General features: G+C 77.1%; 3 protein-coding genes. All 3 read left to right on the forward strand.

Features of this window, described 5'->3' with window-relative positions:
• Positions 1 to 3,096: acyltransferase domain-containing protein (locus BBK14_RS03000; RefSeq protein WP_116429974.1), on the forward strand; the 3,096-nt coding region annotated here is incomplete at its 5' end.
• Positions 3,097 to 3,137: 41 nt separating this feature from the next.
• Positions 3,138 to 12,908 carry a type I polyketide synthase gene (locus BBK14_RS03005; protein WP_071059693.1) on the forward strand — a complete coding sequence of 3,257 codons (9,771 nt, stop codon included), beginning with the start codon at positions 3,138 to 3,140 and terminating at the stop codon, positions 12,906 to 12,908.
• Positions 12,909 to 12,964: 56 nt separating this feature from the next.
• Positions 12,965 to 13,197, forward strand: a 233-nt coding sequence (locus tag BBK14_RS03010) for a beta-ketoacyl synthase N-terminal-like domain-containing protein (RefSeq protein ID WP_198541155.1), incomplete at its 3' end; no start/stop codon positions are given.

Consider the following 13,197-nt stretch of genomic DNA (forward strand, 5'->3'; position numbering starts at 1 on the left):
CGCGCGGGGGTCTCCTCGTTCGGGATGTCGGGCACGAACGCGCACGTCGTCATTGAGGAGGCCCCGCCAGCCGCCCCCGAGCCAGAATCGGAGCCCGGGGCCGCGGCCGGGCCGGTCGGTGCGGTGCCGTGGATCCTCTCGGCACGGTCGGAGCAGGGCCTGCTGGCGCAGGCCGCCCGGCTGGCGTCGCGCCTGGACGCCGAGCCGACGCCCGGTTCGCCCACGCCACGACCGTCTTCCCGTGCCGCGGACCGGCCGTCAGCGCGGGATGTCGGTTGGTCGTTGGCGCGGGGCCGCGCGGCGTTGGAGTACCGGGCCGTGGTGCTCGGGGAGCGGGGCGCTGGCGACGCCCAGGTCGGTGGGGGTCGGCTGGCCGGGCTGCGTGCGCTGGCGGCGGACGAGCCCGTGGAGACGGTGGTGCGGGGGCGGGTTGGCACAGGTGGTGATCGGGTGGTGTGGGTGTTTCCGGGGCAGGGGGCGCAGTGGGTGGGGATGGGTGTGGAGCTGTTGGATGCCTCGGCGGTGTTCGCGGGTCGGGTGGCGGAGTGTGCGGCGGCGTTGGCGCCGTTTGTGGACTGGTCGTTGGTCGACGTCCTGCGGGGGGCCCCGGGTGCCGCCGGGATCGCGGGTGTCGGGGGGGTCGTGGGTGCTGGGGGTGCGGGTTTGCTGGAGCGGGTGGATGTGGTGCAGCCGGTGTCGTGGGCGGTGGCGTTGGGGTTGGCGGCGGTGTGGGAGTCGTGGGGGGTGCGCCCGGATGTGGTGGTGGGGCATTCGCAGGGGGAGATCGTCGCGGCGTGTGTGGCGGGGCTGTTGTCGTTGGAGGACGGGGCGCGGGTGGTGGCGTCGCGTAGTCGGGTGATCGCGGGAGGGTTGGCTGGTGGTGGGGGGATGGTGTCGGTGGGGTTGCCGGTGGCCGAGGTGGAGGTTCGGTTGCGGGAGTGGGCTGGTCAGTCGCGGGTGGGGGCTGGTCGGGTGGAGGTGGCGGCGGTGAACGGGCCGTCGGCGACGGTGGTCGCCGGGGAGCCTGCGGGGTTGGATGAGCTGCTTTCCGTGTGGGAGGCGGAGGGTGTTCGGGTTCGTCGGTTGCCGGTGGACTACGCGTCGCATACGGCGCAGGTGGACCGGGTCCGCGACCGACTCACCGTGGAACTCGCGGGGATCGTCCCGTGTGTGGGGACTGCCGAGATGTGGTCCACGGTCACCGGCTCCCCGGTCGATCCCGGGCAGCTCGATGGGGAGTACTGGTTCCGGAACCTGCGGTCGACCGTCCGTCTGCATGAGGTCGCCGACGGACTGGTGGGCGAGGGGCACCGGGTGTTCGTGGAGATCAGCCCGCATCCGGTGCTGACCGCGGCGATCATCGAGACGGCCGAGGCGGCCGGCGTCCCGGACGCTGTGGTCGTGGGGTCGCTGCGGCGCGGCGACGGCGGGCTGGACCGGCTGGCGGCGGCCGCGGCGCAGCTGTGGGTGCGCGGTGTTCCGGTGGACTGGGACCCGCTGGTGGCCGGCGGCCGGCAGGTGGACCTGCCGACCTACCCCTTCCAGCACCAGCGCTACTGGCCCGACGCGCCCGCGGTGCGTGGCGGCGCGCCCGACCCGGGCGTGCGGCCCGCCGACCATCCGATGCTGGGCGGCGTGGTACCGCTGGTCGACACCGGTGGGCTGCTCCTCACCGGTCTGCTCTCACGGGGCTCACAGCCCTGGCTCGCCGACCACGCGGTCGGTGGTGCCGTACTGCTGCCCGGTGCCGTGTTCCTCGAGCTGGCCGTCCAGGCCGCGGACCAGACCGGCTGCGACGAGGTCGCCGAGCTCACCCTTGAGGCGGCCCTGGTCGTTCCCGAGCACGGCGGCGTCCACGTGCAGGTCGCGGTGGGTCCGCCCGACGGCGCGGGCCGGCGCTCGCTGGCCGTCTACGCGCGTCCGGACGGTCGAAGTCGGCCGGGGGACCCGGAAGGGCCGCAGGAGCCGTGGGTCCGGCACGCCCGGGGCGCGCTCGCGGTGCGGGCCCCGGGCGGCGTCGCCGCGGACCCGGCGTTCGACCTGGTCGTGTGGCCGCCGAGCGGAGCGCGTCCCGTCCCGGTCGACGACCTGTACCCGCGCCTCGCCGCGGCGGGCGTGGACTACGGCCCGGCCTTCCACGGGGTGCGTGCGGTGTGGCGCCGCGATGCGGAGCTGTTCGCCGAGGTCGGCCTGCCCGAACCGCTGCGGGGGACGGCCCGGCGGTTCGCCCTGCATCCGGTGCTTGTCGACGCCGCCTTCCAGCCGCTCGTGCTCGATCCGGAGCTGGGGGCGCGGCGGCTGCGCCCGTTCTCCTGGAGCGCCGTCCGCGTGCTCGCGGACGGCGCGTCGACGCTGCGCGTGCGGCTGTCGCCGGCCGGCGCCGACGAGGTGGCCGTGACTCTCGCCGACGGCACGGGCCAACCGGTCGCCGAGGGCACGCTGGCACTCCGGCCGGCCTCCCCGGCACCCGTGGTGGCACCCCCGGGGCCGCTGCCCGCGGCAGCCGCGCCGGTGCCGGTCATTCCGGCCCGGCGGGCCGCCGCGGACGCGGACCAGCCCGACACCTCCTCGTTCGCCCGGCGGCTGGCCGGCCTCGCCGGGCCCGACCGGGAGCAGGCCCTGCTGGAACTGGTCCGTGGGCAGGCGGCCGCGGTGCTCGGCCACGAGGGTGCGACGGCCGTCGCGGATGACCGCGCGTTCCGCGATCTCGGCTTCGACTCGCTCAGCGGGGTCGAGCTCCGCGACCGGCTGACCGCCGTCACCGGGCTGCGCCTGCCGGCCGCGCTGGTCTTCAACCATCCGACGCCGCGGGCCCTGGCCGGCTATCTGCGGGCCGGGCTCGAACCGGGACGGGCGGGCACCGCCGCCGCCCTGGCGGAGCTGGACCGCCTCGAAGCCGCGCTCGGCATGGCCGCAGAGGGCGACCGGTCCGTGCTCACCGAGCGGCTGCAGGCCCTGCTTTGGCGGTGGGCCGACACCCCGGCCGCGCCCGCCGGCGGCACGTACGTCCCCGACGGGGAGGACGGCGACGACTTCGAGTCGATGACCGACGACGAGATGCTGGAGGTGATCGACCGGGAGCTCGGCGCGCTGTGACCCGTCCGCCCTGATCAGCCCGACGCTGGGAGACCTGACCGATGTCCAGTGCCAACGAGGATCGGCTCCGGGAGTACGTCAGGAAGATCATGACGGATCTCCGGCGGACGCGGCGGCGGCTGAGCGATCTCGAGGCCGCCGCGCACGAGCCGATCGCGATCGTCGGGATGGGCTGCCGCTACCCGGGCGACGTCCACTCGCCCGAGGACCTGTGGGAGCTCGTCGCCACCGGCCGGGACGCGATCACCGGTCTGCCGGCCGACCGCGGCTGGGACCTGCCGGCCCTCTACGACCCGGACGGCACCCGGCCCGGCACGACCTACACCCGCCACGGTGGCTTCCTCCACGACGCCGCCGACTTCGACGCGGAGTTCTTCGGGATCTCGCCGCGGGAGGCGCTGGCGATGGACCCCCAGCAGCGGCTCCTGCTGGAGGTCGTGTGGGAGACGGTCGAGCGGGCCGGCATCGATCCGTCCGCACTGCGGGGCAGCGGGACGGGAGTCTTCGTCGGCAGCATCTACCAGGACTACGTCTCCCGGCTGCGTGACGTCCCCACCGAGGTCGAGGGCTACCTGAGCACCGGCGGCGCCAGCAGCGTGCTGTCCGGCCGGGTCGCCTACACGCTCGGGCTGGAAGGCCCCGCCGTCACCGTCGACACCGCCTGCTCCTCCTCGCTGGTGGCGCTGCACCTGGCGGCGCGGGCGCTGCGCGGCGGCGAGTGCGCCCTCGCGCTGGCGGCCGGCGTCGCGGTGATGTCCACCCCGCTGGTCTTCACCGAGTACGGCCGCCAGCGCGCGCTGTCCGCGGACGGCCGCTGCCGCGCGTTCGCCGCGGGCGGTGACGGCTTCGGTCTCGCCGAGGGTGTCGGCGTCCTGCTCCTCGAACGCCTCAGCGACGCGCGGCGGCTGGGGCATCCGGTGCTCGCGGTGGTGCGGGGCAGCGCGGTGAACTCCGACGGCGCGTCCAACGGACTGACCGCGCCCAACGGTCCCGCGCAGGAACGGGTGATCCGTCAGGCGCTGGCCGACGCCCGGCTCGCGCCGGATACCGTCGACGCCGTCGAGGCGCACGGCACCGGGACGGCACTGGGCGACCCGATCGAGGCGGACGCGCTGCTGGCGACCTACGGGCGCGGCCGGCCGGCGGACCGGCCGCTGTGGCTCGGGTCGCTGAAGTCGAACATCGGGCACGCGCAGTCGGCCGCGGGGGTCGGCGGCGTGATCAAGATGGTCCTCGCGCTGCGTCACGGGGTGCTGCCCCGGACCCTGCACGTGGCCGAGCCGACGGCCGCCGTCGACTGGGCCGCTGGCGACGTCCGGCTGCTCACCGGGGACGTCGACTGGCCGCGGACGGACCGCCCGCGGCGGGCGGGAGTCTCGTCGTTCGGCGTCTCGGGCACGAACGCGCACGTGATCGTGGAGGAGCCCCCCGCGCCCGAACCGGAGCCTGAGCCGGAACCCGAGCCCCAGCCCGAGGCCGAGCCCGAGGCCGGGCCCGGACCGGTCGGCGAAGGCGGCGCCGGCTCGGGGGCCGGGGCCGCGTCCCGTCCCGCACCGGTGCCCACCGAGGCGGTGCCGTGGGTTCTGTCGGCGCGTTCGGAGCCGGGGCTGCGCGCCCAGGCCGGTCGCCTGGCGGCCTTCCTGCGGCCGGGTCCCGGCTCGGTCGCCGACGTGGGCTTCTCGCTGGTGCGGGGGCGGGCGGCGCTCGAACACCGGGCGGTGGTGCTGGGCGCCGACCGGCACGCCGCGCTGGGCGCGCTGGCCGGGGGTGAGCCGGCGGCGGATCTGGTGTGCGCGAGCGCGAGTGATGGCGCGGGCGGCGGTGACGGCCGGGTGGTGTGGGTGTTCCCCGGGCAGGGCGCGCAGTGGCTGGGCATGGGGGTGGAACTGCTCGATTCTTCCGCCGTGTTCGCGCAGCGGGTGGCGGAGTGCGACCGGGCGCTGGCCGGTTTCGTGGACTGGTCGGTGGTGGACGTCCTGCGCGGCGTCTCAGGCGCGGGATGGCTGGAGCGGGCCGAGGTGGTCCAGCCGGTGTCGTGGGCGGTGATGGTGGGCCTGGCAGCGGTGTGGGAGTCGTGGGGAGTACGGGCGGATGTGGTGCTGGGGCACTCGCAGGGGGAGATCGCCGCCGCCTGCGTGGCGGGGGCGCTGTCGGTGCCGGACGCGGCCCGGGTGGTCGCCGTCCGCGGCCGGCTGATCGCCGCCGAGCTGGCCGGGGGCGGGGGCCGGGCGGGCGCTGTTGGAGACGCCGGGGGAATGGTGTCGGTGGCGTTGCCGGCGGCGGAGGTGGAGGGGTTCCTGGAACGGTGGGACGGGCGGGTGGAAGTGGCGGCCGTCAACGGCCCGGCGTCGACGGTGGTGGCCGGCGAGACCGCGGCGCTGGAGGAGGTCGTCGCGTTCTGCGCGGCTCGCGGCGCGCGGGCCCGGCGGGTCGCGGTGGACTACGCCTCGCACACCTCCCGGGTGGAGCCGCTGCGGGCGAGCCTGCTGCGGGAGCTGGCGGGCCTGCGGTCCGCGGCTCCGCGCATCCCCTTCCTCTCGACGGTGACGGGCCGACGGATGACGGAGCCCGGTGAGCTGGACGCGCCGTACTGGTTCGACAACCTGCGGTCGCCGGTGCTGTTCGCGCCGGCTGTCCGGGAGCTGCTGGACGAGGGCTGCCGGTTCTTCCTGGAGGTCGGCGCGCATCCGGTGCTGACACCGGCGGTGGCGGAGAGCGCGCTGGCCGCCGGAGCGGACGGCGCCGTCGCGGTGGGATCGCTGCGCCGCGACGACGGCGGCCTTCGGCGCCTGTCCGCGAGCGCCGCCGAGCTGTGGGTGCGGGGCGCCGAGGTCGACTGGGGACCGCTGGTCGCCGCCGGCCGGCGGGTGGACCTGCCGACCTACGCCTTCCAGCACCGCCGCTACTGGCTGGGCGCCGGTGCGCCGGCGGAACCGGCCCAGGAGGCTGACCCGACCGCGGGATCGCTGTTCCGGACGGAGTGGATCCCGCTGCCGGTGGCCCCCGAGGTGACACCGGCGCGCGCCGCCCTCCTTGGAACCGGCGGCCCCGGCCGGGCGGCCGCGTTCGTTACCCCGGCGGACTGGGATGCCTCGGTGCTCCGTGACGAGCTGGCCGCTCTGGCCGCGGCGGGTGGTCCGGCCCCCGACCGGGTGGTCGTCGGCCTGCCGCAGGCGGCCGCCGCCGGTCCGACGGGCGCCGACCCGGTCAGCCTCGACCCGGTGCGCGCCGATTCCGTCGGCCTCGATCCGGTTGGCGTGGTGCACGGCGCCGTGCGGTGGGCGCTGTCGCTGATCCAGGCCTGGCTGGCTGACGACCGTCTCGCCGCCGCCCGGCTGGTGCTGACGACCCGCGGGGCGGTGGAGGGGGAGCCCGGCGGGCAGGTCACCGATCTCGCAGCCGCCGCGGTGTGGGGGCTGGTGCGCTCGGCGGAGTCCGAGCATCCCGGGCGGTTCGTCCTGCTCGACCTGGACGACGACGAGGACTCCGCGGCCGTCGCGCCCGCCGCGGTCACGGCCGCGCTGGCGGCGGGGGAGCCGCAGCTCGCCCTGCGCGCCGGTCGCGCGTTCGTACCGAGACTCGCGCCAGCCGCGCCAGCCGCGCCAGCCGGCCCGGCTGGTGACGGCGTCCGCTGGGACCCGGCGGGAACCGTGCTGATCACCGGTGGGACGGGCACGCTCGGCGGGCTGGTCGCCCGGCACCTGGTCACCCGGCACGGCGTGCGCCACCTGCTGCTGGCCGGGCGGGGCGGGCGCGCCCCGGAGCTGGTCGCGGAGCTCACCGAGCTCGGGGCGAGCGTCACCGTGGCGGCGTGCGACGTGGCCGACCGCCGGGCGCTGGCCGACCTGCTCGCGGCGGTTCCCGCCGGACGTCCGCTGCGGGCGGTCGTGCACGCCGCGGGAGTGCTCGACGACGGCGTCGTCACAGCCCTGACGGGGGAGCGGGTCGACGCCGTCCTGCGGCCCAAGGCCGACGCGGCGCTGCACCTGGACGAGCTCACCGTGCATCTCGACCTGTCCGCCTTCGTGCTGTTCTCCTCGGCCGCGGCGCCCTTCGGCAGCGCCGGCCAGGGCGCCTACGCGGCGGCGAACGCGCTCCTGGACGCGCTCGCCGCCCGGCGGGCCGCCCGTGGGCTGCCGGCCGCCTCGCTCGCCTGGGGGCTGTGGGCGCGGCGCAGCGGGCTGACGGCCGGGCTCGGCCCCGCCGACCTGCGCCGGATGGCCCGCACGGGGATGCGCCCGCTGGAGACGTCCGAGGCACTCGACCTGTTCGACCGGGCGCTGGCCGGGTGGCCGCCCACCCCGGGCGGCCCCGGCGCCACTCCTGCCGTCCGGGACGCCGCGCTGGTTCCGGTGGGCCTCGACGGCGCCACGCTGCGCGCCCACGCGGCGGCCGGGACGCTCCCGGTGCTCCTGCGGGGTCTCGTTCCCGTCGCGGCGCAGGGCGACCAGACCGGGGCGGCGGGCACGGCCACCGGTCCGGGCGCGGTCGTCGGGCTGGCCGCGTTCACAGCGCCGGGCGCGTTCGCCCCGGCGGGTGCGTCGGACGGCCTGGTCCGCCGCCTGCGCGAGGTGTCCGCGCCCGAGCGGCACGACCTGCTCGTCCAGCTTGTCCGGGCGCACGCCGCGGCGGTGCTCGGACACGCCGCGGCCGAGGCGGTCGGCCCGTCCCGGGCGTTCAAGGACGCCGGCTTCGACTCACTGACCTCGGTGGAGCTGCGCAACCGGCTCGCCGCGGCGACCGGCCTGCGCCTGCCGGCGACGCTGCTGTTCGACCATCCCACCCCGGTGGCCGTCGCCGACCGGCTGCGGGCCGTCCTGCTGGACGACGCGCCGGACGCGCCGCCGGCGGCCGTGTCCCCGCCGCCGTCCCGGCACGTCGACGACGACGGCTCGGACGATCCGGTCGTGATCGTGGGCATGGGGTGCCGGTACCCGGGTGGGGTGTCGTCCCCGGCGGAGCTGTGGCGACTGCTGGCGGACGGCGTCGACGCGGTCTCGGGCTTCCCGGTCGACCGCGGCTGGGACGTCGACGGGCTCTACGACCCGGAGCCCGGCCGCCCGGGCCGGTGCTACGTGCGGGAGGGCGGCTTCCTGCACGACGCGGGTGACTTCGACGCGGAGTTCTTCGGGATCTCCCCGCGTGAGGCGCTGGCCATGGACCCGCAGCAGCGGCTGCTGCTGGAGGTGTCCTGGGAGGCGCTCGAACGGGCCGGCCTCGACCCGTCGTCGCTGCGCGGAACCCCGACCGGGGTGTTCACCGGCCTGAGCTACCACGACTACGCCGCGGGCTCGCGGGCCGGGCAGGACTCGGAGGGCTACCTGCTCACCGGCAGCGCGGGCAGCGTCGCGTCGGGCCGGGTGGCGTACACGCTGGGCCTGGAGGGGCCGGCGGTGACGGTCGACACGGCGTGCTCGTCCTCGCTGGTGGCGCTGCACCTGGCGGTGCGCGCGCTGCGCTCCGGCGAGTGCACGCTGGCGCTCGCCGGCGGCGTCACCGTGATGGCCGGCCCGACGACCTTCGTCGAGTTCGCCCGGCAGCGGGGGCTGGCCCGCGACGGCCGGGTGAAGGCGTTCGCCGCGGCGGCGGACGGCACCGGATGGGGCGAGGGCGTCGGCGTCCTCGTGGTGGAGCGGCTGTCCGCGGCGCGGCGCGGCGGGCACCGGGTGCTGGCGGTCGTGCGGGGCAGCGCGGTCAACCAGGACGGCGCGTCGAACGGCCTGACGGCGCCGAACGGCCCGGCGCAGCAGCGGGTCGTGCGGGCGGCGCTGGCCGACGCGGGGCTCGGCCCGGAACAGGTCGACGTGGTCGAGGCGCACGGCACCGGGACGGTGCTGGGGGACCCGATCGAGGCGCAGGCGCTGCTGGCGACCTATGGACGGGACCGGCCGGCGGGCCGTCCGGTGTGGCTGGGGTCGGTGAAGTCGAACATCGGCCACACCCAGGCCGCGTCCGGCGTGGCCGGGGTGATCAAGATCGTGGAGGCGCTGCGGCACGGGACGGTGCCGCGCACGCTGCACGTCGACGCGCCGTCGCCGCGGGTCGACTGGGCCGCGGGCGCGGTGCGGCTGGCGACCGAGCCGGTCGCGTGGCCGCGGGAGGCGGGGCGGCTCCGCCGGGCGGGGGTGTCCTCGTTCGGGATCAGCGGCACCAACGCCCACGTCATCCTCGAGGAGGAGACCGACCGCCCGGACGACGTGGCCGCGGACCCGGGGCCGCCGGTGGGCACCGCCCCGGCGGTCGTGCCGTGGCTGGTCTCCGCGCACTCCGAGGACGCGCTGCGGGCGCAGGCCGCGCGCCTGACGGCCCACCTCACCGGCGCTCCCGCCGCCGGGCCCGAGCTCGCGGCGGACGTCGGGTTCTCGCTGGCGACCGGCCGGGCCGCGCTGGCCTGCCGGGCCGTCGTCGTCGCGGACGACCTGGCGGGCGCGTCGCGCGGGCTGGCCGCGCTCGCGCGGGGCACGGCCGCCGCCGGGATCGTCCGCACCACGGTCCGGTCGCCGGGCCGGACGGCGATGCTCTTCACCGGTCAGGGCTCGCAGCGCCCCGGCATGGGCCGGGAGCTGTACGAACGCTTCCCGGCGTTTGCGCGCGCCTTCGACCTCGTCCGCTCGCACCTTGATCCGTACCTGGACCAGCCACTCGACGAGGTGCTCGCCGACGGGCCGCTGCTGGACCGCACCGACCACACCCAGCCCGCGCTGTTCGCACTCGAGGTCGCCCTGCACGACCTGCTGCGCTCCTGGGGCGTCGCCCCGGACTTCGTCGCCGGGCACTCCGTCGGTGAGATCGCCGCCGCCCATGTCGCGGGGGTGCTCTCGCTGGCAGACGCGTGCGCCCTGGTCACGGCACGCGGCCGTCTCATGGCGGAGCTCCCCGCGGGTGGGGCGATGGTCTCCGTACAGGCAACCGAGCGGGACGTCCTGGCATGGCTGGCCGAGGAGGAGGCTCAGGCGGACCCGCCGGGCCCCGGCCGGGTGGGGATCGCCGCTGTCAACGGCCCCGACTCCGTCGTGATCAGTGGTGACGAGGACGCGGTGACCGCGCTCGCCGCCCGCGCCGAGGCCCTCGGACGCCGTACCCGCCGGCTCCGGGTGGCGCACGCGTTCCACTCCTCGCGGATGGACCCCATGCTGGCGGCCTTCCGGGAGGTCGCGGCCACGTTGCGGTACCAGGCGCCGGCCGTCCCGGTCGTCTCCACGGTGACCGGGCGGATCGCGTCCGCCGAGCAGCTGTGCGACCCCGACTACTGGGTGCGGCAGGCCCGCCAGCCGGTGCGCTTCGCCGACGCCGTCGCCTGCCTGCACGAGCGGGGGGCGACGACCTTCCTGGAGCTGGGGCCGGCCGGAGTGCTCTCCGGGATGGGACGCCAGTGCCTGGTGGACGGTGCCGCGGTGTTCGTCCCGGCGCTGCGGGCCGGCCGTCCCGAGGAGCACAGCCTGGTGACGGCGCTCGGCGAGGCGCATGCCAACGGCACCGGTGTCGACTGGGCTGCGTTCTTCGCGGGGGCACGGGTGATCGACCTGCCCACCTACGCCTTCCAGCGGCGGCGGTACTGGCTCGCCCCCGCGGCCGGTCCCGCCGGGTCGGGCGGCGCGGGGGTGTCGGCGGAGGACACCGCCTTCTGGGACGCGGTGGCGCGCGCGGATCTCGGCGCGCTGGCCGGCACGCTGGGCGTCGACGAGGACGCGCCGCTGCGCGCCGTGCTGCCGGCGCTGGCGTCCCGGCACCGGCGGCGGCGCGCGGCGGCCGACCTGGACGACCTGGTGTACCGGACGGTCTGGACGCCGCTGACCGTCTCCGCGCCGTCCACGCTGTCGGGAACCTGGCTGGTGGTGGCCCCGGCCGGGCCAGCCGCCGGCGGCCTGGTCACCGAGTGCGCCGAGGCGCTGGAACGCCGGGGCGCCCGGGTGGTGCGGCTCACGGTGGGCGGCGCGGACATCGACCGGCGGCGGCTGGCCGGCCGCCTCGCCGAGTTCGTCGGGACGTCCACGCCCGGCGCCGCCGGTGCCGGTGCCGACACCGATGGTGCTGGCGTGGTCCGCGGGGTGCTGTCGCTGGTCGCCCTCGACACGGCGCCGCTCCCGGCCCATCCGGGGCTGCCCGCCGGACTGGCTGGCACCGTCGCGCTCCTGCAGGCGCTCGGCGACGCCGGTGTGGCCGCCCCGCTGTGGTGCGCCACCCGGGGGGCGGTCTCGACCTGGGGCACCGACCCGGTCACCGACCCGGAGCAGGCGCAGGTGTGGGGCCTCGGCCGGGTCGCCGCCCTGGAGACGCCGGCGCGGTGGGGCGGGCTGCTGGATCTGCCGCGCTCCCTCGACGAGCGCTCGGCCGAGCGGCTGGTGGCCGTGCTGGCCGGCACCACCGGCGAGGATCAGGTCGCGCTGCGGACCGCCGGGGCCTTCGGTCGGCGGCTGGTGCGCGCCGGCACCGGCGCGGGCGAGCGCCGATGGCACCCGCGGGGCACGGTGCTGATCACCGGCGGGACCGGTGCGCTCGGCGCGGCGGTCGCCCGCTGGTGCGCCGCGCAGGGCGCCGAGCGGCTGGTGCTGACCAGCCGGCGCGGGCCGGCCGCGCCGGGCGCCGCGGAGCTGGCGGAGGAGCTCGCCGTGCACGGCTGCCAGGTCACGGTGGCCGCCTGCGACGCGGCGGACCGGGCCGCGCTGGCCGGTGTTCTCGCGGCAATTCCGGCGGAATGCCCGCTCACCGCGGTCGTGCACGCCGCCGGCGCCGGCACCGGCGGCGTGCTGGAGGAGACAACCCCGGCCGGCCTCGCCGCCGTCGTCGCGGGCAAGGCCGCCGGCGCGGCCCACCTGGACGAGCTGCTGGGCGACCGGCCGCTCGACGCCTTCGTGCTGTTCTCCTCGATCGCGGGCACCTGGGGGAACGCCGGGCAGGGCGGCTACGCGGGCGCGAACGCCTACCTGGACGCGCTCGCCGAGCACCGCCGGGCCAGGGGCCGGCCCGCGACCTCGGTGGCGTGGGGAGCCTGGGCCGGCGCCGGGATGGCCGACGAACCCCGGGTCCACGAGCGGCTGGCCCGGCACGGCCTGCCCGCGCTGGCCCCCGACGAGGCGCTGCGCGCGCTGGCCGAGGTGGTCGGCCGGCAGGAGCCCTGCGTCGCGCTGGTCAGGGTGCTCTGGGATCGGTTCGTCGCGGCGTTCCCCGCCGCCCGCCCGACCCGTCTCGTCGACGAGATTCCCGAGGCGCGCGCGGCGCTCGCCGGCATCCCCGGCGGCGGCACCGGTCTCGGGGGTGCCGCGGGCGGCGACAGCGCCGCGGCGTCGGAGAACGGCGGACCGCGGGCGGCGGGCGGGGCGTCGCTGCGGGAACGGCTCGGCGCCATGCCCGAGCACAGCCGGCACCGAGTCGTCCTGGAGCTGGTCCGGACGGAGGTCGCCGCGGTGCTCGGGCACGCGTCGGCCGAACAGATCCCGGCGGACCGGGCGTTCACCGATCTCGGTTTCGACTCCCTCGCCTCGGTCGAGACCCGCAACCGGCTCGGCCGTGCCACCGGGGAGCGGCTGCCCGCCACGGTCGTTTTCGACCATCCCACGCCGGACGCGCTCGCCCGGTACCTGCGCGGCCTGCTGCTGCCCGCCGAGGCGGTGGCGGACCCGGTGCTCGCCGGCCTCGGCAGCCTCGAGGCGGCGCTGGCCGCGGCGGAGCCCCCCGACGAGGTGCGGGCCTCGGTCGAGACCCGGCTGCGGGCCATCCTGCGCTCGCTCGCCGGGGCCGGGTCCGCCGGGCTGGACGAGGCGAGTGACGAGGAGATGTTCGATCTGCTCGGCAAGGAGTTCGGTTTTTCCTGAGTTCCCAGCCATCCCAGGACACCGCATTGATGCCCGAGGGCCAGGAGGAAGCTCGCATGTCGAACGAGGACCGGCTGCGCCATTTTCTGAAGCAGGCGACAGCCGAGCTTCGTCAGGCCACCCAGCGGGTGCGCGAGCTGGAGGAGGCCGACCGCGAGCCGATCGCGATCGTGGGAATGGCCTGCCGTTTCCCGGGCGGGGTGTCGTCCCCGGAGCAGCTGTGGGACGTCGTCTCCGGCGGGCACGACGCGGTGTCGGAGTTTCCGGTGGATCGGGGTTGGGATGTGGC

Source organism: Parafrankia soli (genome assembly GCF_001854695.1).
Lineage (GTDB): Bacteria > Actinomycetota > Actinomycetes > Frankiales > Frankiaceae > Parafrankia > Parafrankia soli.